Source organism: Jannaschia sp. W003 (genome assembly GCF_025144335.1).
GTDB lineage: Bacteria > Pseudomonadota > Alphaproteobacteria > Rhodobacterales > Rhodobacteraceae > Jannaschia.
Genome location: NZ_CP083539.1, coordinates 388,598 through 412,023, shown reverse-complemented (window position 1 = coordinate 412,023; position 23,426 = coordinate 388,598). Strand labels below are relative to the sequence as shown.

General features: G+C 70.6%; 20 protein-coding genes and 1 pseudogene. 13 read left to right on the top strand and 8 right to left on the bottom strand.

All coding sequences use genetic code 11. The features are described from left to right. Positions 1–795: a cyclase family protein gene (locus K3554_RS01865; protein ID WP_259942794.1), complete on the bottom strand. Its 795-nt coding sequence runs from the start codon at positions 793–795 to the stop codon at positions 1–3. 1 nt (position 796) lies between these two features. Beyond that, positions 797–1,714 carry an alpha/beta hydrolase gene (locus K3554_RS01860; protein ID WP_259942792.1) on the bottom strand — a complete coding sequence of 306 codons (918 nt, stop codon included), beginning with the start codon at positions 1,712–1,714 and terminating at the stop codon, positions 797–799. Between the two features lie 115 nt (positions 1,715–1,829). Here K3554_RS01860 and K3554_RS01855 point away from each other — a divergent pair, with 115 nt between their 5' ends. The 11 genes from K3554_RS01855 (at position 1,830) to K3554_RS01805 (ending at position 13,673) form a co-directional block, all read left to right on the top strand. Continuing rightward, positions 1,830–2,468: a TetR/AcrR family transcriptional regulator gene (locus tag K3554_RS01855; RefSeq protein WP_259942791.1), complete on the top strand. Its 639-nt coding sequence runs from the start codon at positions 1,830–1,832 to the stop codon at positions 2,466–2,468. A gap of 142 nt (positions 2,469–2,610) precedes the next feature. Further along, on the top strand, positions 2,611–4,245 hold the full coding sequence (locus K3554_RS01850) for an NAD(P)/FAD-dependent oxidoreductase (protein ID WP_259942790.1): 1,635 nt from the start codon (positions 2,611–2,613) through the stop codon (positions 4,243–4,245). Further along, a complete protein-coding gene (locus tag K3554_RS01845) occupies positions 4,238–5,116 on the top strand; it encodes a 3-hydroxyacyl-CoA dehydrogenase family protein (RefSeq protein ID WP_259942788.1) in 879 nt (292 codons plus the stop codon). The genes K3554_RS01850 and K3554_RS01845 overlap by 8 nt, the downstream gene beginning before the upstream one ends. Before the next feature lie 8 nt (positions 5,117–5,124). Further along, on the top strand, positions 5,125–6,300 hold the full coding sequence (locus K3554_RS01840) for an acyl-CoA dehydrogenase family protein (RefSeq protein ID WP_259942787.1): 1,176 nt from the start codon (positions 5,125–5,127) through the stop codon (positions 6,298–6,300). A gap of 1 nt (position 6,301) precedes the next feature. Next, positions 6,302–7,831, top strand: coding sequence for a long-chain-fatty-acid--CoA ligase (locus tag K3554_RS01835; protein ID WP_259942785.1), 1,530 nt, complete (start codon positions 6,302–6,304; stop codon positions 7,829–7,831). After that, a complete protein-coding gene (locus K3554_RS01830) occupies positions 7,828–8,598 on the top strand; it encodes a nuclear transport factor 2 family protein (protein ID WP_259942783.1) in 771 nt (256 codons plus the stop codon). The genes K3554_RS01835 and K3554_RS01830 overlap by 4 nt, the downstream gene beginning before the upstream one ends. Then, positions 8,595–9,359: a crotonase/enoyl-CoA hydratase family protein gene (locus tag K3554_RS01825; protein WP_259942781.1), complete on the top strand. Its 765-nt coding sequence runs from the start codon at positions 8,595–8,597 to the stop codon at positions 9,357–9,359. The genes K3554_RS01830 and K3554_RS01825 overlap by 4 nt, the downstream gene beginning before the upstream one ends. Before the next feature lie 73 nt (positions 9,360–9,432). Next, entirely contained in the window at positions 9,433–10,578 is a 1,146-nt protein-coding gene (locus K3554_RS01820; RefSeq protein ID WP_259942779.1) for a C4-dicarboxylate TRAP transporter substrate-binding protein, read from the top strand. An 11-nt stretch (positions 10,579–10,589) separates the two neighbouring features. Beyond that, entirely contained in the window at positions 10,590–11,159 is a 570-nt protein-coding gene (locus K3554_RS01815; RefSeq protein ID WP_259942778.1) for a TRAP transporter small permease, read from the top strand. Further along, positions 11,152–12,456: a TRAP transporter large permease gene (locus tag K3554_RS01810; protein ID WP_259942777.1), complete on the top strand. Its 1,305-nt coding sequence runs from the start codon at positions 11,152–11,154 to the stop codon at positions 12,454–12,456. Before K3554_RS01815 ends, K3554_RS01810 begins: the two co-directional genes overlap by 8 nt. Before the next feature lie 32 nt (positions 12,457–12,488). Beyond that, positions 12,489–13,673 carry an acetyl-CoA C-acyltransferase gene (locus tag K3554_RS01805; protein ID WP_259942775.1) on the top strand — a complete coding sequence of 395 codons (1,185 nt, stop codon included), beginning with the start codon at positions 12,489–12,491 and terminating at the stop codon, positions 13,671–13,673. Positions 13,674–13,851: 178 nt separating this feature from the next. Here the strand turns inward: K3554_RS01805 and K3554_RS01800 are convergent, their stop codons facing one another. The 6 genes from K3554_RS01800 to K3554_RS01775 form a co-directional block, all read right to left on the bottom strand. Further along, positions 13,852–14,742, bottom strand: coding sequence for a BtpA/SgcQ family protein (locus K3554_RS01800; RefSeq protein WP_259942773.1), 891 nt, complete (start codon positions 14,740–14,742; stop codon positions 13,852–13,854). An 18-nt stretch (positions 14,743–14,760) separates the two neighbouring features. Beyond that, positions 14,761–15,675 carry a carbohydrate kinase family protein gene (locus tag K3554_RS01795; RefSeq protein WP_259942770.1) on the bottom strand — a complete coding sequence of 305 codons (915 nt, stop codon included), beginning with the start codon at positions 15,673–15,675 and terminating at the stop codon, positions 14,761–14,763. After that, positions 15,672–16,730, bottom strand: coding sequence for a hypothetical protein (locus K3554_RS01790; RefSeq protein ID WP_259942767.1), 1,059 nt, complete (start codon positions 16,728–16,730; stop codon positions 15,672–15,674). Before K3554_RS01790 ends, K3554_RS01795 begins: the two co-directional genes overlap by 4 nt. Positions 16,731–16,849: 119 nt before the next feature. Further along, positions 16,850–17,839: an ABC transporter permease gene (locus K3554_RS01785; RefSeq protein ID WP_259942763.1), complete on the bottom strand. Its 990-nt coding sequence runs from the start codon at positions 17,837–17,839 to the stop codon at positions 16,850–16,852. Between the two features lie 13 nt (positions 17,840–17,852). Continuing rightward, a complete protein-coding gene (locus K3554_RS01780) occupies positions 17,853–19,343 on the bottom strand; it encodes a sugar ABC transporter ATP-binding protein (protein ID WP_259942760.1) in 1,491 nt (496 codons plus the stop codon). A gap of 50 nt (positions 19,344–19,393) precedes the next feature. Further along, positions 19,394–20,497: a substrate-binding domain-containing protein gene (locus tag K3554_RS01775; protein WP_259942758.1), complete on the bottom strand. Its 1,104-nt coding sequence runs from the start codon at positions 20,495–20,497 to the stop codon at positions 19,394–19,396. Between the two features lie 178 nt (positions 20,498–20,675). Between K3554_RS01775 and K3554_RS01770 the strand changes: the two genes are divergently transcribed. Together K3554_RS01770 and K3554_RS01765 are read left to right on the top strand one after the other, a co-directional pair. Next, entirely contained in the window at positions 20,676–21,428 is a 753-nt protein-coding gene (locus tag K3554_RS01770; protein ID WP_259942756.1) for a GntR family transcriptional regulator, read from the top strand. 603 nt (positions 21,429–22,031) lie between these two features. Beyond that, positions 22,032–22,824, top strand: a pseudogene (locus tag K3554_RS01765) (DDE-type integrase/transposase/recombinase); the annotation flags it as partial. Positions 22,825–23,426: the final 602 nt, after the last annotated feature.

Here is a 23,426-nt window from a genome sequence, read left to right as displayed (position 1 = left end):
CTAGGCGTCCTCGAGGATGGCGACGGCGCGGGTGAACCCGGCCGAGGCGCCGCGGATCTTGTAGGGGAAGCAGCTGACCGTGAAGCCGTGGTCGGGGAGTTGGTCGAGGTTGGCGAGCTTCTCCATGTGGCAGTAGCCGATCTCCATCGAGGCGCGGTGGCCTTCCCAGATGACCGCGGGATCGCGCTCCCGCTTCCAGCGAGCAGCCGTGTGCGAGAACGGGGCATCCCAGGACCAGGCGTCGGTTCCGGTGACGCGCACGCCGCGCTCGAGCAGCCACAGGGTCGCCTCGCGGCCCACGCCGCAGCCCCGGTGGATGTAGTCGTCGGCGCCGTAGTGGGCGGCCGCCGCGGTGTTCACCACCACGATGTCGAGGGGGGCGAGGTCGTGGCCGATGCGCCGCAGCTCCGCCTCCACGTCGCCGGCGGTGGCGACGTAGCCGTCGGGCAGGTGGCGGAAGTCGATGCGCACGCCGGGCGCGAAGCACCACTCCAGCGGCACCTCGTCGATCGTGGCCGCCGGCTCGCCGCCGGGGACGAGGCGGCGGTTCATGGTGGAGTGATGGTGGTAGGGGGCATCGAGATGGGTGCCGTTGTGGGTGGCGATCCGCAGGCGCTCGATGGCCCAACCCTCGCCCTGGGGCAGCTGGTCGCGGCGCAGGCCGGGGAAGAACCCGGCCACTTGGTCCGCGGTGTCGCCGTGGCCGAGATACTCGATCTCGGGCCGGATCAAGGGCGGATCGGAGACGATCTCGGCGTCGAGGGCGACCGAAAGGTCGATGAAGCGGCGGGCCATGTCAGGATCTCCCGGCGAGGGCGGTGCGGAGGCGGGCGTGGACCTCGTGCATCGCCGCATCGGCGACGGGCGAGGCGGCGGGCAGCGACAGGAAGCCGTGCACCATGCCCGGCACGCATCGCAGCACGACGTCGGTGCCGAGGGCGCGAAGCCGCTCGGCCAGCGCCGCGCCCTCGTCGCGCAGGGGGTCGAACTCGGCGGTGGCGATGATCGTGGGGGGCAGGTGCTCCAGCCCGGCGGGGTGGAGGGGGAGGCGGTCGTCGCCCGGTTCGGCGTCCCCAAGGTAGGCGCTCCAGAACCAGCGCATCGCGTCGCGGGTCAGCAGCGGGCCATCGGCCAGCGCGTGCTGGCTGGGCGTGTCGCAGGCCGGATCGAGGGCGGGGTAGAGGAGGGCCAGGTGGCGCAGCGCGATGCCGTCGCGCGGGGCCAGTTTGGCGAGGCTGGCGCAGATCGCGGCGCCGGCGCTGTCGCCGCACAAGGCGAGCGCGCCGCCGTCGATGCCGTCCGCCCCCGCGAGGTGGCGCAACGCGGCGCGGGCGTCCTCCACGGGGCCGGGGAACGGGGTCTCGGGCGCCAGCCGGTAGCCCACGCTCGCCACCGCCGCGCCGGTGGCGGCGGCGAGGCGGCGGCAGAGGCCGTCGTGGGTCTCGATCGAGCCCCACACGAAGCCGCCGCCGTGGCAGAACAGGATCGCCGGCAGCGCGGCCGCATCGGTGGGGCGGTAGTGGCGGACCGGGACGTGGTGGGTGCCGCAGGGCATCGCATCGTCGCGGACGCTCGCCATGGCGGGCGCGTCCCCCTGCGCCATCGCCGCGTCGGCCGCCGCGCGGACGCGCGCGAGTGGCACGTGGGCGGGCGGCGGGCGCACCGTGTTGCGGGGGTCTGAGAGCAGGTCGTCGAAGCAGGGATCGACGGGCATCGCGGCGGCTTCCGACTGGTACGCGTGGCTACCGGCAGGTATGATGCGCCGGAGGCATTCGCGCAAGCGTCTGCATGGCGCTCCCCCGGGGCGCTCCACACGGGCGGAGGCGCGGATGACTGACACGACGGCGCGGCGGGGCAGGCCGAAGGTGCGCGACGAGGTGGCGGCGCTCAAGCGCCAGCGCACGCTCGATGCGGCCACCGACCTCTTCTACGAGCGCGGCTACACCAACACCACGCTCGACGACGTGGCGGCGCGGCTTGGGGTCACCAAGCCGTTCGTGTACACCAACTTCGGCTCGAAGCCGCAGCTCTTGGCCGAGATCTGTGGCGTGGGCATTCGCAGCGCGCTCGATGAGATCGAGGCGGCGCTGGCAGAGGGCGCGCCCACGCTCGCCACGATGCAGCGGTTCGCGCCGCGCTACGTGGCCTCGGTGCTTCGGACCCAGAAGAACATCGCGGTCAACATCCGCGAGGAGAAGAACCTCCTGCCCGAGCACGCGCGCGAGCTCGCCGCCTTGCGCCAGACGTTCATGGCGCGGATGGAGACGCTGGTGGCCGGGGCGGCGCGCGACGGCGGCGTCGCCCTGCCCGACCCGCGCGTGGCCGCCTTTGCGATCGTGGGCGCGGTGAGCTGGTCGACGTTCTGGTTCCACGCCGACGGCCCCCTGACGGCCGAAGCGCTGTCCGGGAAGATGACCGGGATCATCCTCCACATCCTCGCGGGCGACGAGGTGGAATCCGCGCCCTAGGGCACCCGCCGGCTCCGGGTCCGCAGCTGCCGCGATTACGGGCGGCGCAAAAACTTCTAGCCAGAATACTCGTCAGTATGTGATTGTATCGGTGAGTATGGCGCGGCGCCGAGTCGCGCCGGATGCGGCAGGGAGCGGCCCGGTGGAGCAGGTCGAGACACTCATCGTCGGGGCGGGGCTCGCGGGGCTGCGGGCGCTGCACGCGCTGCGCGAGGCGGGGATCGGCGCCACCGTGCTGGAGGCCTCGGACGGCATCGGCGGGGTCTGGAACCATAACCGCTACCCGGGCGCGCGCTGCGACGTGGAGAGCTACGACTACTCCTACAGCTTCTCGCCCGAACTGGAGCAGGAGTGGCGCTGGACCGAGCGCTATCCGACCCAGCCCGAGATCCTCCGATACGTCGAGCACGTCGCCGACCGCTTCGACCTGCGCCGCGACGTGGTGCTGAACGCCCGCGTGGCGCGCGCCGACTACGACGAGGCCGCCGCCCGCTGGACCGTCAAGACCGAGGACGGGCGGCGCTGGAGCGCGCGGTTCCTGCTGCTTTGCCTCGGCCAGCTCTCGGCGCCGAAGCTGCCCGACTATCCGGGGCAGGACGCGTTCCGCGGCGAGGTCGTGGTCAGCGCCCAGTGGCCCAAGGGCGGCGTGGATTACGCGGGCAAGCGCGTGGGCATCGTCGGCACGGGCAGCTCCGGCATGCAGATGACCCCGGTGATCGCGCAGTCGGCCGAGCATCTCACCGTGTTCCAGCGCACCGCCAACTACAGCGTGCCGGCCGCCAACGCGCCGCTCACCGACGAGGAGGACCGCGCGGTCAAGGCGGACTACGCCGCGCGCCGGGCGCTCATGCGGAACTCGCCCACGGGGCTGGGCTTCAAGCCGGCGAAGGTCCGCACCCTCGACGTGCCCGAGGCCGACCGCGAGGCGGCCTTCGAGGCGGCCTATCACCGGCTCGGCTTCGGCTTCGCACTGACCTATCCCGACATCCTGCTCGATGCGGAGGCCAACGCGGTCGCCTCCGCCTTCCTGCACCGCCGCATCGGCGAGCGCGTCCACGATCCCGAGACCCGCGAGAAGCTGATCCCGCGCACTCACCACTTCGGCACCCGGCGCCCGTCGGTGGACAGCGGCTACTTCGAGGCGTTCAACCGCCCGAACGTGACCCTGGCCGACCTGCGGGAGTTCCCGATCCTAGAGTTCACCGAGAGCGGCATCCGCACCGCCAAGGCGCACCACGACCTCGATCTGGTGATCTTCGCCACCGGCTTCGACGCCCTCACCGGCTCGCTCCTGAAGCCCCGGATCGCGGGGCGGGGCGGCCAGCTCCTGCGCGAGAAGTGGGCCGAGGGTCCGCTCACGCAGCTCGGCGTTGCCACGGCGGGCTTTCCCAACATGCTCGTCGTCGCCGGCCCCGGCTCGCCGTCGGTGCTGTCGAACGTGATGGTCTCGATCGAGGAGCAGGTGGACTGGTTCACGGACCTCCTGGCGGGGATGAAGCGCCGGGGCGAGGTCGAGATCGAGGCCACGCCCGAGGCCGAGCAGTCTTGGACGGCGCACGTGCAGGAGCGCGCGCGCGAGACGCTCTACATGACCGCGGACAGCTTCTACAATGGCGGCGAGATGGCCGGGAAGCCGCGCGTCTTCATGCCCTATTCCGGGGGAATCCGGGCCTATCGCCGGATTCTGGAAGAGACTGCGGCGGGGGGCTACGAGGGTTTCGCGCTCCGCTCCGCGCCCGCTGCCGCGCAGCCCGAGGAGGTGGCGCAGGATGGCTGACGCGCGGGGCCATGTGGGCGTCGTGGGCGCCGGGACGATGGGCACGGGCATCGTCTACGTGTTCGCCATGGCGGGCTTCGCGGTCCACCTGGTCGAGCCGGACGCCGCCGGCGTGGAGCGGGCGCGCGGCGCGCTGCGCGAGGCGGCGGACGGCGCCGTGGCGCGGGGCAAGGTCGAGCGGGACGAGTCCGACGCCCGCCTCGCCCGGATCGCGGTGCACGGCGATGCCGCCGACCTCCCCGAGGCGCTGGACCTCGTCGTCGAGACCGTCCCCGAGCGCCGCGCCCTCAAGATGGAGGTGCTGGCCCGCATCGCCGCCCGCGCGCCGCGGCTGATCGCGACGAACACCTCCGCGATGTCGATCGACGACCTCGCAAGTGCGGTAGCGGACCCCTCGCGCTTCCTGGGCATGCACTTCTTCAACCCGGTCTGGTCGCTGAAGCTGGTGGAGATCGTGCGCGGGCCGCGCACCGACGCGGGCGCGGTGGCGGACGCCTGCGCCTTCGCCGAAGCGATCGGTAAGGGCACCGCCGTGGTGGCCGACAGCCCCGGCTTCGCCACCAGCCGCCTCGACCTCGTGCAGGCGCTGGAGGCGATCCGCATGGTCGAGGCCGGCGTCGCCTCGCCCGAGGACATCGACCGCGCCGTCACGGCGGCCTACCGCCACCCGGTCGGCCCCTTGCGCCTGAGCGACATGGTGGGCCTCGACGTGCGCCTCGACATCGCGCGCCAGCTCGCCGGCACGCTGGGCGCGCACTTCGCGCCGCCCCGCCTCCTGGAGGAGATGGTCGCGCGCGGCGATCTCGGCGCCAAGTCGGGCCGGGGCTTCTACGACTGGCCGCAAGGCGCGGCCCCCATGCAGGCAGGCTAGGCATCCGAATGGCACAGGTCTTCAACTCCACCCTCGTCGACACGGCCGAGCACCACGCGATGCTCCGCGACAGCGTCGGCAAGCTCGCCGGCGGCTTCGGGCGCCGGTACTTCCAGGACGTCGTGCGCCGGAAGGCCAAGCCGGTCGAGCTGTGGGACGCGCTGGGCGAGGCCGGCTTCATCGGCGTCCACGTGGACGAGGCGTATGGCGGCGGCGGCGGCGGCATGGCCGACTACAACGTCATCGTCGAGGAGGTCGCCGCCCAGGGCTGCCCGATCCTGAGCCTCGTGATCGGCTCGATCTGCGCGCCGATCATCCAGGGGCACGCCAGCCAGGCGATGAAGGACGCGTGGCTGCCGGGTCTGGCGTCCGGCAAGAAGCGCCTCGCCTTCGCGATCACCGAGCCCGATGCCGGCTCGAACACCCACAACGTCTCCACGGTCGCGCGTCCCGACGGCGACGGCTGGGTGCTGAACGGGGCCAAGTACTGGACATCGGCGGTGGACGAGGTGGACGCGATCATGGTGGTGGCGCGCGGCGAGGAGCCGGACGCGCGGGGACGCGGGCGCCTGTCGCTGTTCCTGGTGCCGACGGACGCGGAGGGCATCAGCAAGACCCCGATCGAGACCGCGCTCCACGTGCCCGAGACGAGCTTCATGCTCTACTTCGACAACGTCCAGATCCCGCGCGAGGCTCTGGTGGGGACGGAAGGCGAGGGGCTCAAGCACCTGTTCTCGGGCCTCAACCCCGAGCGCATCTGCGCGGCGGCCATCAACAACGGCATCGCCCGCTACGCCATCGAGCAGGGCGCGCGCCAAGCCGGCGAGCGCAAGGTCTGGGGCACGCCCATCGGCGCGCACCAGGGCGTCTCGCACCCGCTGGCCGCCGCCTACGTGGGCGTGCAGCAGGCGCGACTCATGACGGCGCGCGCGGCGCAGCTCTACGACGAGAGCTCGGGCGAGGCGGGCGAGGCGTCGAACATGGCCAAGTTCGCCTCCGCCGACGCCTCGCTCGTGGCGCTCGACCAGGCGATCCAGGTCCACGGCGGCAACGGCATGGCGCTGGAATATGGGCTGGCCGACCTGTGGTTCATCGCCCGCCTCCACAAGACCGCGCCGGTCAGCCGGGAGATGGTACTCAACTTCTTCGCCCAGCACTCGCTGGGCCTGCCCAAGAGCTACTGAGATGGGGCGCGCGGTGCGGAACCCGGCGGCAGGGAGCTTCGCGGACGTCGTGCGCGCCCATGCGCGCAGCCGCCCCGACGCCCCGGCGCTGACCTTCGGGGCGCGCACCTGGACCTTCGCGGAGCTCGACGCCGCGAGCTCGCGCGCGGCCAACGCCCTGCGGGCGCGCGGCGTGGGCGCCGGCGACCGGGTGGCGATCCTCGCGCGCAACCGGGCCGAGTACTTCGCGCTGATCCACGGCGCCAACAAGATCGGCGCCACGCTGGTCTGCCTCAACTGGCGCCTCGCCCCGCGCGAGATCGCCGAGATCCTGGCCGACGCCGAACCGGCGCTGGTCCTGGCAGACGACACCGGCGCCACGCTCCTGCCCGGGGACGCGGAGGCGGTGCGGCTGGGGCCCGAGTTCGACGCCATGTGCGAGGCGGCCGGCGACGCCGATCCGGGGCACGCGGCGGCTCCGGACGAAGTGGCGCTGATCCTCTACACCTCGGGCACCACCGGGCGCCCCAAGGGCGTGATGCTGACGCACGAGGGCCTGGGCTACACCCGCGCCCTCGCGGACGCCTGGGGCATGGGGCCCGGCAGCGTGAACCTCGTGGCGATGCCGCTCTTCCACATCGGCGGCTGCGGCTACGGCTCCAGCACGATGCTGGCGGGCGGGCACACCGTGCTGATGGCCGACGTGGACGTGGGCGCCATCGTCGAGCGGATCGCGCGCCACCGGGTGACGCACACCTTCATGGTGCCCGCCGTGGTGCAGGCGCTGCTGGGCGCGCCCGAGGCCGCGGAGGTCGACATGGGGAGCATGGAGCTCCTGATGTACGGCGCCGCCCCCATGGGCGACGTGCTCCTGCGCCGCGCCATGACCGCGCTGGGCTGCCGCTTCATGCACGCCTACGGCATGACCGAGGCCTCCGGCACCGTGGTCTGCCTCGGCCCCGAGGAGCACGACCCGGACGGCCCCCTCGCGCCGCTCCTGAAGTCCTGCGGCACGGCCCTGCCCTGGGTCGAGCTGCGCGTGGTCGACCCGGCGACGGGCCGCGACCGGCCCGCGGGCGAGGTGGGCGAGATTTGGCTGCGGACGCCGATGCTGATGCGGGGCTACTGGCGCAACCCCGAGGCCACCGCCGAGGTGCTGGTGGAGGACGGCTGGTTCCGCACCGGCGACGCGGCCTTCCTGGACGAGGCGGGCCACGTTTTCCTGTTCGACCGCTACAAGGACATGATCATCTCTGGCGGCGAGAACATCTACCCGGCCGAGATCGAGAACGTGCTGAACGGGCACGCCGCCGTGGCCCAGGTGGGCGTAATCGGCGTGCCGCACCCGCGCTGGGGCGAGACCCCGCTGGCGGTCGTCGTCCCGAAGCCCGGCACCGCGCCCACCGAGGCCGAGCTGCTGGACCACGTGCGCGCCTCGCTCGCGCGCTACAAGTGCCCCTCCTGGGTGGTGTTCGCCGAGAGCCTGCCGCGCAACGCCTCCGGCAAGGTGCTCAAGCACGAGCTGCGCCGCGCCCACGGGGCCTCCCGGTGAGCGTGCTTGCCCTCGTGCGCCGCTGGGTGGTCGGCTACTTCAACGGCCACGACGCCGCCGTGGCCCGCGCGATCTGCGCGCCGGACTACGCGCTGCGGATCGGCGACGTCACCTTCGCGGGGCGCGACGAGGCATGGCTGCCGGCGGTGGACGCGCAGATGCGGGCCTATCCCGGCCTCGGCATGACCGTGCACGAGACGTTGGCCGGCGATGGCTGGGCCGCGGCGTGGTTCAGCGAGCACGGCGCCACCGAGGGCCGCGCCGCCGCGTGGTCCGGGGTCGGCATCTGGCGCGGCGATGGCACGGCCCTCTCGGGCTGCGTGGCGCAGGAGGACTACATGACCCGCCGCCGCCAGCTGAAGGCCGGCACGGTCGACCCCGTGGACCGGCCTGCCGTGGCGCCCTGGGACGTCGAGCCGGCCCCGCGCGACGAGGCCGCCGAGCGGGCCGTGCTCCAGTGGGTGGGCGTCGGCTGGCCGCGCCCCGGCGCGGTGGTCTGCGACGACGAGCACGTCACCGGCGAGCCGCTCGCCTTCGACGTGGCCGGCACCGAGGTGGTCGAGCTCGTCTCGGCGGGCGACCGCGTCGCCTTCTCGGTCCGCCAGCGCGGCATCTTCCGCGGCGGCCTGCCCGCCCCCGCGAGCGGCCCCGCGATCGCGACGCTGGACGTGAACGGCCTCGTGCGGGTGCGGGACGGAGAGGTGGTCGGGGGCCGGGTGATCCGCGACCGCATGGGCCTGTGGTCCCGCCTGAGGGCCGCGGCATGAGCGCGAAGGTCCTCGTGGAGCGCGAGGGAGCGATCCTCGTGGTCACCCTGAACCGCCCCGAGCGGCGCAACGCCATCGACCGCGAGACCTCCGAGGCGGTGGCCGCCGCGCTCGACACGCTCGACGCCGATGGGGACCTCTCGGTCGCGATCCTGGCCGGCGCGGGCGGGCACTTCTCGGCCGGCATGGACCTCCACGCCTTCGCCGCCGGCGAGCGGGTGGAGCTGCCGGGACGCGGCCTCGCCGGGCTGACGCAGTCGCCCCCCGCCAAGCCGCTGATCGCCGCCGTGGAGGGCTACGCGCTCGCGGGCGGCTTCGAGATCGCGCTGGCCTGCGACATGATCGTGGCCTCCGAGACGGCGAGCTTCGGCCTGCCCGAGGTGCGGCGCGGGCTGATTGCCGGATCGGGCGGCCTCGTGCGCCTACCCGAGCGGATGCCCCGCGCGGTGGCCATGGAGTGCGCGCTGACCGGGCGCACGATCCCGGCCGCCGAAGCCGAGCGCTGGGGGCTGGTGAACCGCCTCGTGGCGCCGGGCGGGGCGCTGGACGCCGCCCGCGCGCTGGCCGCCGAGGTCGCCGAGGGCGCGCCGCTGTCCTTGGCGGCCACGAAGCGGATCGTGGCGGAGGCGGGCCGCTGGCCGGAAGGCGAGTTGTGGCCGCGCCAGAACGGGATCCTCGAGCGCGTCATCGCCTCGGGGGACGCGCGCGAGGGCGCCCGCGCCTTCGCCGAGAAGAGATCGCCGCGGTGGACGGGCACGTGACGCCCGCCCCCGCGGCGAAGGGAGCACGACCGGCCCGCCATCACGGCGGCCGCATCAGGGAGGAGACCAACCCATGAGACTGAACGCATACCTTCGCGGCACGGGCGCGGCGCTGGGCCTCGCCGTCCTCGCCGCCACCGCCGCCACCACCACCGCCGCCGAGGCGCGCGAGGTGAAGATCGTGGTCGGCGTGCCGCCCGGCTCGGGCGCGCACTACGGCGTCGACGCCTTCGCCGCCGATCTGGCCGAGCGCACCGGCGGCGAGCTCGAGGTCAAGGTGTTCCCGCCCTCGCTGCTCGACCTCGTGCAGACCTTCGGCGGCATCCGCGACGGCATCGTGGACGGCGGCTACCTCGTGCTGAACTACTTCCCCTCGGAGTTGCCCGAGGCGATGCTGCCCATCGAGATGGCGATGCTGGGCCAGAACCCCTACGCCATGGCCGGCGCCATGAGCGAGTACATCCTCACCTGCGAGGCCTGCGTCGCCGAGCGGATGGCCAACAACCAAGTGCCGCTGGGCAACGCCTCCACGGGCGCCTACGCGATCATCGGCACCGCGCCCATGACCACCGAGGAGGAGCTGGCGGGCAAGAAGATCCGCGCCGCCTCGGGCGCCTGGAGCCGCTGGGCCGAGGCGATGGGCGCCGTGGGCGTCAGCCTGCCGGGCAACGAGATCTTCGAGGCCGTCAGCCAGGGCACCATCGACGGCGCCTTCAACGCGCCCTCGGAGCTGACCTCGATCCGCCTGATCGACGTGGCCACGGACGTCACCGTGAACATGCCCGGCGGCACCGTGCACGGGCTCGACGTGATGAGCGTGAACCGCGACTTCTGGCGCTCGCTCACCGACGAGGAGCGGCGCGCCTACATGGACGCCGCCGCGCTCGGCAACGCCGCGACCACTTGGAAGTTCGCCAGCGACGTGGCCGAGAACCTGGCCATGGCCGAGGAGCAGGGCATCGCGCTGCACGAGGCTTCGCCGGAGATGCTGGCGAAGTCCGATGCGGCCATCGAGGCCGACCTCGCCAACATCGTCGCCATCGCCACCGACACCCACGGGCTGAAGGACGCCGAGAGCAAGATCGCGCGCTTCCGCGAGCTGGTCGCGAAGTACGAGGGGCTGCTGCCGCTCGACCGCGAGTGGACGCCCGAGGAGATCGCCGAGGTGTACCGGGCCGAGATCTTCTCGAAGCTCGATCCCGCCACCTACGGCATGTGAGGGTCGGGCCCGTGTCCAGCGCCTCCGATCGGATCACCGCCGTCGCGCGGAGGCTCGTCCGGGCGTTGGACCGGGCCCTTCTGGCGGTCGCCGCTGTGGGGCTGGTGGCGATGATGCTGCACATCAGCCTCGACATCCTGTCGAGCCTCCTCCTCAACCGCCCCGTCCCGATCACCTCGGCGATGGTCACCAACGTCTACATGATCGCGGTGGCCTTCCTGCCGATCTTGGCCGCCGAGCGGCGGGGCGCCCACATCGGCGTCAGCCTCCTCACCGACCTCATGCCGCCCCGCGCGCGGTTCGGGTTGGAAACCTTCGTGCTCGCGCTGATGGCGGCGGCCTACGCGATGCTGCTGTGGCAGTCCCTCGAGCAGGCCCTCGCCAAGCTCGCGCTGGGCGCCTTCGTGGTGGAGCAGGGCCTCAAGATCCCGGTCTGGCCCACCTTCTTCATGCTGCCCGCGGGCTTCGGCGCGATGGCGCTGCTGCTCGCCCTCAAGGTCGCGCTGCGCCTCGCCACGGGCGAGGACGCCCTCGCGCCCGCCGCCGCTGACGGCGACGCCCCGGAGGTGGAGCATGTCTGACGCGATGATCGGAGTGGCCGGCATCGCGGGGCTGATCGTCCTGATCGCCGCCAACATGCACATCGGGATCGCGCTGATCCTCGTGTCCTACGCCGGGCTGGTCGCCATCGTCGGCACCGGCGCGTCGTGGGGGATGCTAAAGGTCGTGCCCTACACCTTCATCTCGAACTGGACGCTGTCGTCGGTGCCGATGTTCGTGTTCATGGGCTACGTCTGCTACAACGCGGACCTCACGCGGGGCCTGTTCGACGCCGCCCGCCTGTGGCTCGCGCGGCTGCCCGGCGGGCTGGCGATCGCCTCCGTGTTCGGCTGCTCGGGCTTCGCCGCCGTGACCGGCTCCAGCGTCGCCTGCGCCGCGGCGATGGGCAAGGTCGCGGTCCCCGAGATGCTCCGCAACCGCTACGACGCCAGCCTGGCTTGCGGCACCGTGGCCGCCGCGGGCACCGTGGGCGCGCTGATCCCGCCCTCGATCCTCCTCATCGTGTTCGGTGTGATCGCGCAGGTCTCGATCACCGACCTTTTCCTCGGCGGCATCGGCGCAGGCGTCGCCACGGCGGCCGCCTACGTGGCCGTGATCCTCCTGCGCGTCGGCCTCGACCCCTCGCTCGCGCCTCGCGTCACCGAGCGCGTCACCTGGGCCGAGAAGTTCGCCGCCCTGGGCGGCGCCCTGCCGGTGATCGTGCTGATCGCCGCCGTGCTCGGCGGGCTGTTCGGCGGGCTGTTCACCGCCACCCAGGCCGGCGCCGTGGGCGCGCTGATGGCGCTGGTCGTGGCGGCAGCGCGGCGGAGTCTCTCGTGGCGCACTTTCAAGACCTCCGTGGTGGAGACCCTCGTCACCTGCGGCAGCCTCTTTATCGTCACCATCGGTGCCAGCATGCTGACGCGCTTCCTGACGCTCTCGGGCGTGGGCGACGCGATCACCGGGGCGGTGGACCAGCTCGGCACCAGTCCGGTGCTGCTGCTGGTCATGATCGCGGCCGTCTACCTGATCCTTGGCATGTTCTTGGAGCCGATCGGCGCAATGCTGATCACCCTGCCGATCTTCCTGCCGCTGGTGGCCAGCGCGGGCATCGAGGTGATCTGGTTCGGCGTATTCGTCGCAAAGCTCTTGGAGGTGGGCATGATCACCCCGCCCATCGGCCTCAACGTCTTCGTGCTCTCCTCCACCGTGGGGCGCGCGGCGCCCGCCGCCACCGTGTTCCGCGGCGTGATGTGGTTCTTCGTCGCCGACATCGTGCTGCTGGGCCTGCTTATCGCGTTCCCCGGCATCGTCACGTTCATCCCGTCGGTCTTCTGACCGGCCCCGTCCCCCTTCCGAAGGAGCCTCCCATGAAGGAAGCCGTCATCGTCTCTACCGCCCGCACCGGCATCGGCCGCGCGTTCAAGGGCGCGCTCAACGACACGAAGTCCCCGACCATGATGGGCCACGCCATCGCCCACGCCGTGGAGCGCGCCGGCGTGGAGGGCGCCGAGATCGAGGACACCACGATCGGCACCGTGCTGGCCGCAGGGACCGCCGGCATGAACCTCGGGCGCAACGCGGTGTTCGCCGCCGGCCTGCCGCACTCGGTGAGCGCGTCCACGGTGGACCGCCAGTGCGCGTCCGGCCTCGCCGCCATCGCAATCGCCGCGCGGCAGATCATGTGCGAGGGCGTGCGCGTGGCGCTGGCTGGTGGGCAGGACAACATCAGCGCCGTGCAAGGCCCCTACTTCGACGCCGCCATGGCCGCGAAGGACGCGAACGTCACCGCGAAGGTGCCCCACGCCTACATGCCAATGCTGAAGACGGCGAAGGTCGTTGCCGAGCGCTACGGCATCTCGCGTGAGCGGCAGGACGAGTACGCGCTGCAATCCCAGCAACGGACGGCGGCGGCGCAGGAGGCGGGGCGGTTCGACAGGGAGATCGTGCCGTTCACGACCCGCATGACCGTAAAGGACCGGGCCACCGGCGAGATCTCCAAGCACGAGGTCGTGCTGGACCGCGACGAGGGCAACCGGCCCTCCACCACACTGGACAGCCTCGCCGGGCTCAAGCCCGTACTCGAGGGCGGCACGGTCACCGCCGGCAACGCCAGCCAGCTGTCCGACGGGGCAAGCGCGATGGTGCTGATGGAGGCCGCCGAGGCCGCCCGCCGGGGCCTCGAGCCGCTGGGCGTCTACCGCGGCATGGCGGTCGCCGGCTGCGCGCCCGAGGAGATGGGCATCGGCCCCGTCTTCGCGGTGCCCCGTCTTCTGGAGCGCCACGGCCTGAAGGTCGCCGACATCGATCTGTGGGAACTTAACGAGGCCTTCGCCTGCCAGGCCCTGTACTGCCGCGACGAACTCGGCATCGACCCGGAGATCTTCAACGTGAACGGCGGCGCCATCTCGATCGGCCACCCCTACGGCATGACCGGCGCCCGCGTCGCTGGCCACGCGCTGATCGAGGGCAGGCGCCGCGGCGCCAAACGTGTCGTGGCAACAATGTGCGTGGGCGGCGGCATGGGCGCGGCGGCTTTGTTCGAGGTCAGCTGAGACCCAGGCGAACGGGGCGGGGGAGCAGTTCCGCCCCGGCAGCTGCATGATTTCGGCGGGATCCCTGCTCTTGCTGGAGTTCCAGCCGAGGGTTGACCAAGCCGTCGCCGCACGTCGTTGAAACCTAGCAAGGTTCCATGGCTAGCCAAGCCGGGTTCGGATCATGGAACGACGTTGCCTAGGTCGCCTTACGCAAAGCGTTTACGTCGCGATCGTCCTCGGTTCGTCTGCCCCGGTCCCTTGAGTCGCGCAGATCCGTTGCGCTGGCGACGAGATCCTCGACCCGACCGCGCTCCACCGGCCCTGACCAGTGACCGCCGCGCTTGAGGCTCGAGCCGACGATGGCGCCATCTAGATGCGGCAAGATCTCCGCCACGTTCCCGGGCGTCAGTCCGCTGCCGCCGATCACCGGCAGCGCGGTTCCGGCGCGGATCGCCGCGATCTCCTCAATCGGAATGGCATCGCCGGTGCGGTTGCCGGTCGCGATGGCGACGTCGGCGTCGTAGAACTCGGTGTCGCGTGCCAGTTCCGAGACGTCCCGGTCGCCGGTCACGGCATGGGCCCCGTGCTTAACGTGCACGTCAGCGAAGATCGCCACGGCATCAGCGCCGATGCAGCGGCGGAAGCGCAGCGCCTCGCTGCTGGGACCCTCTACCAAACCCTCATTGGCAACGTAGGCGTTGACCCACTGGTTGACCCTCACGAAGCGCGCGCCGGTGGCGTGAGCGACAGCTAGGGCGCCCATGGCGTGGTTGGCCAAGAGGTTGATGCCGAAGGGCAGCGCCGTGCGCTCGGCCACCGCCGCCACGATGGCCGCCATTGCTGCGATGATCTCGGGGCCGATCCGTTCGGGCTTGAGGAACGGGATGTCGCCGTGGTTCTCGAGCATCAAGCCGTCCATGCCGCCCTCCTCGTAGGCGCGCACGTCGGCGAGTGCGATCTCACGCAGCTCGGTCACCGGGGCGCCGGCGTAGCGCGGCGTGCCGGGCAGGGGGGGCAGGTGGACGTTGCCGATCAGCGGGCGCTCGCACGCGAAGATCCGGCGGAGGGCGTTGGAAGTTCCGGGCATGGTGGATGATCCTCGCGTTCAGATGGGTGCGGCGCCGGCGAGCGCGCGTGCATAGCGGGCGTTCCGCGCCTCGGGGTCCGGACGCTGGGTCGCCAGGGCGCCGTAGGCCTCGACCACGTAGGAGGCCGACACAGTTCCCATCGCTCCGCATTCCACGAGCGGCCGCCCGGTCGCGAGCCCGGCAAGGAACCCGCCGCAATAGGCGTCGCCGGCACCGGTCGCGTCCGCTAGGTCGACTTCGAGCGCCGGCACATGGACGATCCGTCCTCTGCCCGCCTCGGCCAACAGCGAGCCCTCGGCACCGATCTTGCCGACGACGTGAGCCCCGGCCCGCCGCGCTGTGGCGGCGAGCCAGTCCTCGATCCGGGCAGGCCCCCAAATGCGTGCGATTTCAGCTTCGCTTGGCAGGAACGCATCGAGGCTGTCCAAGTAGGAGAGGTCAGCGTAGCGGCTGGCGTCGATCATCCCGTCGGCGAGGATGTCCATGGTGAGCTTGCGACCTGGACGGCGCAGGGCCTCGACGGTGCGGATCGAGCTTTCCGGTCCCTGAGGCGCGACGTGGATGCCCGAAGCCTCGGTATAGGCCTCCGGCATGGCGCCCCGTGCGGCATCCATGTCGAGGGGCGTGGAGGAGCCGAGCTTCATGATCTGCTGCTTGTGCGCATCGCTCTCGTGCAGCATCCACAGCTCCAACCCGTTGCCCTCGGCGGTGGCGATCCCGGCGACGTCGAGGCCCCAGCCTGCGATCCCGGCCCGGCTGCGTTCGGCATGGGGCCGGCCCGCCGGCGCGTGCACGCCGACGTTCGGGTTCCAGATGGCCGCCCCGATCGCCGAGTAGAGCGCGCCGCCGCCGGGCATGGCCTTGCGGCACGTACCATTTTCGAGGACGATGTCGTCCACCGTGAGCCAGCCCACGGTCACGAGGTCGATCATGCCTCCTCCTCTAGCTCGGCTGCGAGCATGGACATGTACACGATCGCCCGCGACAGGCTGACCAGGTCGTCCAGGTGCGCCGTCGGGAAGGCACGGTCGAAGTGCCGGTCGGCCCCGGGAAAGCCCAGGAGGACAATCGCGTCGCTGCGTTGCATCACGCTCACGTCGTCGCTGCGCGAGGTATAGAGGTTCGCGGTCTCCTTCACGTTCGCCCCGCGCGAGCCGAGCGCACCGGCGAAGGTACGCACAGCTGCATAGAGCGCCGGAGGCGTGACCGCGCCTCGCGCGAGGCTCGAGAACTCGCTTAGCACCGCGCCGGCGCCGGGAACGCCGGCCCCCTCCGGGCCACCGTTCCCCTCGGCGGCCGTCTGCTGCATGTCGACCACCACCGCGAGGCGCGGCGCCGGCGCGGCCGCCACGAGGCGGGCGGAGCCACGGCCGATCGACTGGTTGCCCGTCGCCGCCGGTCCCTCCTCCTCGTCGGGCATCGCTAGAAAGGCGTCCGCGCCGATCGCAGCCAGGACCGGCGCGGCCACGGCTAAGGCTGCGACGCCGCCGGCGTTGTCGAAATGCCCCGTCAGCAGTCCGCTCCCGTCCGCCGCGAAGGGTGCCACCGGCACCACCCGGTCTCCGGGTCGCAGCGGTGTGCCGCGGGAGCTGCGGAAGGTCGGGGCACCGGCCTCGGATACTAGCGTTCCCTCGGCCACGGTGCGGAAGGCCGCCGCGTCCAAGTCGTAGCGCAGCGCCCGTGCCGGGCGCTCGCCGCTCTGGGTCAGGTGATAGCAGAACGGCACGAGCGGGTGCCTGCCCCCCTGCGCGGGATGGACAAGGTAGCTGATGGTGTCGAGGTGGGCGACGTACCAGAGCCCTGAGTTTGCGCCCGTGCCGACCGAGAGCGCCGCCGTGCCCGTGCCACGATAGTCTGGGTCGAGCGCGAGGTTGGCTCGAAGCGCGTCGTCGTCTTCCAGCAGCGCACGCAGGACAGGCGCGCGCAGGAGCGAGGCGGCGCCGGAGGGAGCGGGCGCGTCGCTCAGCGCCCGGAGGTAGCGCAGCATTCGCTCGGGCGTGACGTGCGCCTCAACAGCGGTGCGGCTGCCGTCGCAGCGCCGGAGCGCCCTCTCGATCTGCCGCGCGGTGGGGGCGCGGACGAGCCGACGTCGGGCGGCGGGGGCACTCACGTCCGGCTCGACCGGGCCATGATGAAGACCGCGACCACGATCAGCGCGCCCTTGAAGAGCTGCTGCACGAACGGATCGACCCCGGTCAGGTTCAGGATGTTCGCCAGCACCCCGATAATGAGCGTGCCCACGAAGGTTCCCGCCACTGAGCCCTTGCCGCCGAACAGGCTGGTCCCTCCGACCACCACCGCGGCGATGGCGTCGAGCTCGTAGGCCTGCCCCGCGATGGGCGTGCCGACGCTGAGCTGCGAGGCGTAGACCAACCCGGCGACCCCTGCCACGCCGCCCGAGATGACGTAGACGGCAGTCTTGTAGGCTCCCACGGGAACGCCCGACAGGCGCGCGGCGTCCTCGTTCGAGCCGATCGCGTAGACCGAGCGGCCGAAGGGCGTGAACGCAAGGACCACGCCGCTGATCACCAGCGTGGCGATCAGGATCAAGGTCGGGTTCGGCACCCCGAAGGTGTAGCCGTTGCCGAGGTCGTAGAAGGCCTCGTCGAGGATCGGGATCGGCGTGCCGCCGGTGTAGATGAACGCCAGCCCCCGCGCGAAGGACAGCGTGCCCAGCGTCATGATGAAGGGCGGGATGCCCGCGAGGGCGACCCCGACGCCGTTGACCAGCCCAAGTCCCATCGCTGCGAGAATGCCGAGCGGGATCGCTACCGCCATACTCTGGGTTTCCAGCAGGCCGGCGAACAGGACCACCGAGACGCCAAGGATCGATCCCACTGACAAATCGATTCCTTTGGTGATGATAACGAACGTCATGCCCACCGCGAGGATGCCGACAATCGAGACCTGCCGCAGCACGTTCATCAGGTTTGGCACGCTGAGGAATCGATCGTTGAGGAAGGACGACACGATCACCAGCAGGACCAACGCCGCCAGGACGCTGGTCCTGCGCAGAAGGCCGCGGAGGACGACCGTGCGGTCGCCCGGCGCGGGGGCATCGGATCCGGCCGCGGGGGAAGTGGGCGATTCCGTCATGGAGGGGTCTCCGTCATGTTCCGTCGAGCGATGCGGCACGCATCACGCTATCTTCGGTCGCCTCGCCCCGGGGCAGCTCGGTCGCGAGACGTCCCCCGCGCATAACGACCACGCGGTCGGACAAGCGCAGCACTTCTTCTAGTTCCGATGAGATAACGACGACGGCCACGCCGTCCTCGGCGAGCGCCTCGATGAAGCGGTAGATCTCGCGCTTTGCACCGATGTCGACGCCGCGGGTAGGCTCATCGAAGATCAGAACGCGCGGGTTCCCCGCAAGCGCCCGGGCGAGCAGGACCTTCTGCTGGTTGCCGCCGCTCAGGGTGCCGATCTCAGCTTGCATGTCGCCCGGCCTGATGTCGAGTTGCGCGATCTGCTCGCGCACGAAGGCCCGCTCCCGGCCCGGCCTCAGGAAGCCGAACCGTCGGAAGCGGGCGAGGTTCGAAATGGTGACGTTCTCGCGCACCGGCCGGTTGGGCAGCAGGCCGTAGGCCTTCCGGTCCTCGCTCAGGTAGGCGATCCCGTGGCTCCGCGCCGCCGCCGGTCCCGACAAGCGGACCGGGCGCCCGAGCAGCTTCAGGCGGCCGGCCGTGATGGGCCGCACGCCGAAGATCGCCTGCGCGACCTCGGTGCGGCCGGCCCCGATCAAACCGGCGAGGCCGACGATCTCGCCCTCGCGGACCGAGAACGAGACGTCCTTGAAGGCTCCGTCGCTCGATAGGCCCTCTAGCTCCAGCGCCACCGCGCCGGCGGTGCGTCCCTGCGCATGATGCGTCTCGAACTTTCGGCCGATCATCTTCGAGACCAACCAGTCCTGATCCACGTCTGCGACGGCACTCGTGCCGGTGCGCTCTCCGTCGCGCAGGACGGTCACACGGTCGGCGATGCGGAAGATCTCCTCGAGGTGGTGAGAGATGAAGACGATGCCGATGCCTTGGGCCTTCAGTCGCCCTACCAGTTCGAAGAGCGTGTCGACGCGGTCCGCGTCGAGCACCGCCGTGGGCTCGTCGAGCACCAGCAGCTTCGCCTCGACCGAGATCGCCTTCGCGATCTCGATCATCTGCTGCTGGGCGATGCTTAGGCGACCGACCGGCACTGTTGGGTCGATCTCTATTCGCAGGCGGTCCAAGAGTTCGCGCGTGCGTACGCGCATTCGGCGATGGTCGATCAGGCCCAAAGCGTTGCGGGGGAAGTGCCCGAGGAAGATGTTCTCCTCGGTCGTCAGGTGGGGGGCGAGCGACAGTTCCTGATGGATCACGACGATGCCCTGATCGAGCGCGGCCTGCGGCGAGCCGAGATTCACCGCGTGCCCGCCTAAGTGCACGGTGCCCCCGTCGGCGCGGTGCACGCCGCCGAGGATCTTGATCAGTGTCGACTTGCCGGCCCCGTTCTCGCCCACGATTGCGTGGACTTCGCCGCGGTCGACGGCGAGGTCCACGTCGCGCAGCACGACGTTGCCGCCGAACTGCTTTCGCAACGATGCTGCCTGGAGGAGCCGGTCTGCCATGTCGCGGGGCCCGGGGCGCGCCCGGCCGGAGCCGAGGCGCCCCTGTGCCGTCACTTGCAGGGATCGAGCGACGGCTCGAAGTCGCCCCAGCCGCGGCCGATCCACTCCTCTGCGTTCTCGGCGACAACAGTGGGCGAGTCCGGCAGCGCGAGTTGCTGCCCGGGCTGACCGTAGGCCTCGGCTCCGGGGATCTCGCGGCCCGTCAGCGTGTAGAGCGCGGCACGCATCGCGATGTCGCCTATGAACGGCGTGTAGTTCCCGTCGGCGCGGAAGGTCCCGTCGCGCACCGACTTGAAGCCCGCGTTCGAGCCGTCGAACGTGTAGTGCTTGATGCCGTCTTCGCAGCGGCCGGCCCGGGCGATCGCGAGCTGGGCGCCCCACGAGGATTCCTCGGCATGAGAGAATACGGCGTCGATCTCCGGATAGGCGGTGAGGAAGTCCTCCATGATCGGCACGGCAGGCTCGCGGATCCACTCCCCGTCGCCGACGGCCAACACCTCGATGTCCGGGTTGTCGGCGAGGACGTTCTTCATGCCCTGGTCGCGGTCCACCGCCGGCGAGGAGCCTTGGAGGCCGGTGATCACGACGATCTTGCCGGTCCCGCCTAGGTCTTCAGCCATCTTCTCGGCCACCTTCTCGCCCATGGTCACGTTGCTCTGGCCGATGAAGAGTGTCTTCTCGCTTGGCACGTCGCGGTCCATGACGATGAGCGGGATACCCTCGTTCATCACCGCGCGAGAGGCGGGGATGAGCGCAGCCGACTCGACCGGGCTTAGCAGCACGGCGTCGACGCCCCGTGCGAGCAGGTCGCGCACGTCGTTGCTCTGCTTTGCAACGTCAACGTTGCCATCGAGCACGATCATGCTGACGTTCGGATGCCGGCATGCCTCGGCCTGCGCCGCCTCCAGCATTGAGATGCGCCAGGGGTGGTTGAATCCGGTCTGCGAGAAACCGACGACGATCTCGTCCTCGGCGCCATCGACGGCGACGGGGCCTGCCTCCAGAGGCAGGATGTCGGTGAACGGCAGGCCTTCGTACTGCTCGAGCAGTTGCTCGCAGGTCTTGCCGGAGATGGGCATCGTCTCCTGGGCGGCGGCACCGGACGTGGCGCCCATGGCCGCGAGGAGCGCGGTGGTGGCGATCGAGGATCTCATATGAACTCCCTGTCGTTCTGGTGGCGGCCGCCGTCTGCCGGCAGCGCGTCGGCGCCCCCGCGCGGCGTGCATCGGCCTCCTCCCGAGGTGATGCGGGGCATTCGCTGCTTGCCGCGACACGACTCACTAAGCATGCTCGAAGGAGGCAATGCAAATGATATGACGTTCGGACGTTAGCATGGATGATTGGCAACGCCCCCTGGCGGCGGACAGCCCCGCTCCCCTCTGGTTCCAGATCGCTGAGCGCCTACGTCGTGCGGTCGAGGACGGTACGTTCCCACCCGGCGAGACGTTGCCTTCGGAGGCGCAAATCAACCGGCAGTTCGGCGTCAGCCGCGCCACGTCCCGGGCGGCGCTGAACGAACTGGAGTCGGCAGGGCTTATCGTGCGCCGCTCGGGCAAGGGTTCGATCGTGCTGCGCGCGCGGGTCGAGCAGCCCGCCGAGGAGATGGCGGGATTTTCCGAGGACATGCGCCGGCGCGGACTGGAGCCGTCGTACCGTGTGCTGGGGACCGGCCATGTGCCAGCAGCGGCGGAGGCTGCCGAGGCGCTGGAGGTCGCAATCGGAACTGAGGTGTTCCGTTCGCACCGCCTGCTGCTCGCGGATGGCGAGCCGATCGGCACGGCGATGTCCTGGCTGCCGCCCCGTCTGTTCCGCAGCCATCCCTATCCCACCGGCGAGGAACTCGAGACTGGGTCGCTCTATGCTTGGCTCAGGGACCGCAGGGGCGTGACCGTCCAGCGCGCGCGCGAGTACATCGAGGCGGCGGCCACGGACGGCGCGCTGGCGCGGACACTGGGTGTGCCCCGCGGCTCGCCACTGCTGATCGCGCGCCGCCAGTCCTTCGACGCGCAGGACAAGCCAGCGGAATACGTGATCCTCAGCTTCCGCCCGGATCGCTACCGCTTCCATCTGGAGGTCCGGCGCTGAGATCGCGTCGGTGCCTGCGGATGGGACCCCGACGGCCGGGAAGCTATCGCGACCTGTGTGGCCGAACCCATTATCCCGAGGCCCCGCGGTGCAAGACCATGAATGGAGGACAGTCCCTGCGCGGCCAGCCGGAACGAAGCCCTTCGCGCCATCGTGCGGGACAATCGGATGATCTTGCGAAAGTAAGGCAGCAATCACTTCTGGAACAGCACTGAGACTCGGATAAACCGGGAGCTGAAGGTCCGCTGTGCGAAGCTACTGAAATGGAGCTCGTTGCTCGCGACCTGGAAAGGTAGGCTGCGGAGAAACGTGCGCGCGTTGCCTTCTCTAACCGCGTCACTGAGCTGAAGATCCCCGTCTTGCCGGAACCAGGCTGACCTGGCCCCCCGCGAAATTTCTCGCCGCAATGTGAAGTCTCTTCACCTCGAAGGAGCAGACGACATGAGGAAGAGCTATTTCACGGACGCGCGGATCATGGAGTTGATCGAGGTGTAGGGAGCCAGGGTGGCGACGACGGATCTCTGTCGCGAGCACTGCTTGAGCCCGGCCATGTTCCATAAGCCAAAGGCAAAGTTCGCCGGTATGGAGTTGTCGGGCGCCTAGCGGCTGAAGGTGCTCGAGGCCGAAAACGCGAGTCTCAAACGGCCGCTGGCGGATACGATGCTCGACAACGTCGTTCTCAAGAATCTGCTGAAATAGCGCTGGCGGCGAGGCATCGCGTCGCCATGCGTTCGAGACCGATGGCGAACGAAGGAGAGGCGGGACGCGGCGCTCCGTGCGATGCGGGATCACGAGATCTCAAAGCGCCGGGCGTGTCGGCTCGTCCACTGTCCGGAAGGGCGTTGCCGCGGCGATGTCCCGCGAGGGGGTGGACCCCAATACGGTCCGACTCGCTCATCGAATGACGAGGACGCATGCGCGGCCATGCGGGAGATTCCGGGCGAGGGGCAGCGCCCTCGGCTATCGCCAGACCGAGATCCTGCTCGAACGCGGAGACACGGCGATGAACCGCAGCGAGCCGGACCAGGGAACGGTCCGGGGAACCGTTTCCCCAGCGAAGCGCTCCCCCGGCTTCGCCGTGAGGAATGGCTGGCGGTGAAGCGGAGGCGAGGGCGCAAGCGCGCCCGCGGGACCCGGGCGCCGATGCCCCAGGCCGCTCGACCAAACGCGCACTGGTCGTTCGACTTCCTGTCCGGCACGTTCGGCGCGTCCCGCCGCTCGCGCATCCTCGCGGTGAACGACGACTGTTGCCGGGAGGACCTTTGCTTCGTCGCCGACGCCAGCATTGCCGGGGACCGGGTCGCGCGAGTTGGATGCTCTCGTCCGAGTTTACGGCATGCCCGACGGCATCGTGTCGGACAACGGCGCGGAGTTCACCAGCGCCGCGATCCTGATGTAGGCCGACCGCAACGGCGTGGCCTGGAATCGCATCGATCCAGGCAAGCCATTTGGGAGAAGGCGCCTACCCGGCTCTGCCGGTCCGGGAGGACGCCCTGAACGTCATGCGCCCGGCCGCAACGGACGTCCCGACGGTCTGAAGTACGCGGCCATTGTCGGTCTGCACCGCGAGGGCGGCCTCGCCGCGTTGATCGCCGATGGGCATGTCACGGCGACCACGGTCTTCGATCCTCGCTACCGGTGCGAGGGACGGTACAAAACCTAGGCCGACAGCACCGCGTTCCGGGCGCGTTTCACGACCATCATGCTTCTGTCGCGAGAGCCGTTTCCGCGCAGTAGGTCATGAGCCGCCTTGGGGCGAAAGGCGTACATCGCTTCCAGCCGTAGGTAGGCTCGACAGCCAGAACCCAGGGTACGGTTTACCTCGTTGCCAAGATTGAGGGGTTTTTCGCGTAGGTGCTCCGGTTAGCGTCCTCGCAGGTGGTGTAATTTCTGGTGCAGATCGCGGTGCAGCCGGGGGTGGGGCATGCCCCACCCCCGGCTGCTCGATCCGCGGTGGCCACCGGGCGCATCGGGTTAAGGTGGAGTTGCTGAGCTTCA

Bases quoted from the DNA above. Each gene is read 5' to 3' on its own strand.
- K3554_RS01840 (WP_259942787.1), top strand. From the start codon at position 5,125: ATGGCACAGGTCTTCAACTCCACCCTCGTCGACACGGCCGAGCACCAC.
- K3554_RS01825 (WP_259942781.1), top strand. From the start codon at position 8,595: ATGAGCGCGAAGGTCCTCGTGGAGCGCGAGGGAGCGATCCTCGTGGTC.
- K3554_RS01855 (WP_259942791.1), top strand. From the start codon at position 1,830: ATGACTGACACGACGGCGCGGCGGGGCAGGCCGAAGGTGCGCGACGAG.
- K3554_RS01820 (WP_259942779.1), top strand. From the start codon at position 9,433: ATGAGACTGAACGCATACCTTCGCGGCACGGGCGCGGCGCTGGGCCTC.
- K3554_RS01780 (WP_259942760.1), bottom strand. From the start codon at position 19,343: ATGGCAGACCGGCTCCTCCAGGCAGCATCGTTGCGAAAGCAGTTCGGC.
- K3554_RS01800 (WP_259942773.1), bottom strand. From the start codon at position 14,742: ATGCCCGGAACTTCCAACGCCCTCCGCCGGATCTTCGCGTGCGAGCGC.
- K3554_RS01845 (WP_259942788.1), top strand. From the start codon at position 4,238: ATGGCTGACGCGCGGGGCCATGTGGGCGTCGTGGGCGCCGGGACGATG.
- K3554_RS01835 (WP_259942785.1), top strand. From the start codon at position 6,302: ATGGGGCGCGCGGTGCGGAACCCGGCGGCAGGGAGCTTCGCGGACGTC.
- K3554_RS01865 (WP_259942794.1), bottom strand. From the start codon at position 795: ATGGCCCGCCGCTTCATCGACCTTTCGGTCGCCCTCGACGCCGAGATC.
- K3554_RS01860 (WP_259942792.1), bottom strand. From the start codon at position 1,714: ATGCCCGTCGATCCCTGCTTCGACGACCTGCTCTCAGACCCCCGCAAC.
- K3554_RS01810 (WP_259942777.1), top strand. From the start codon at position 11,152: ATGTCTGACGCGATGATCGGAGTGGCCGGCATCGCGGGGCTGATCGTC.
- K3554_RS01790 (WP_259942767.1), bottom strand. From the start codon at position 16,730: ATGCTGCGCTACCTCCGGGCGCTGAGCGACGCGCCCGCTCCCTCCGGC.
- K3554_RS01795 (WP_259942770.1), bottom strand. From the start codon at position 15,675: ATGATCGACCTCGTGACCGTGGGCTGGCTCACGGTGGACGACATCGTC.
- K3554_RS01770 (WP_259942756.1), top strand. From the start codon at position 20,676: ATGGATGATTGGCAACGCCCCCTGGCGGCGGACAGCCCCGCTCCCCTC.
- K3554_RS01785 (WP_259942763.1), bottom strand. From the start codon at position 17,839: ATGACGGAATCGCCCACTTCCCCCGCGGCCGGATCCGATGCCCCCGCG.
- K3554_RS01775 (WP_259942758.1), bottom strand. From the start codon at position 20,497: ATGAGATCCTCGATCGCCACCACCGCGCTCCTCGCGGCCATGGGCGCC.
- K3554_RS01805 (WP_259942775.1), top strand. From the start codon at position 12,489: ATGAAGGAAGCCGTCATCGTCTCTACCGCCCGCACCGGCATCGGCCGC.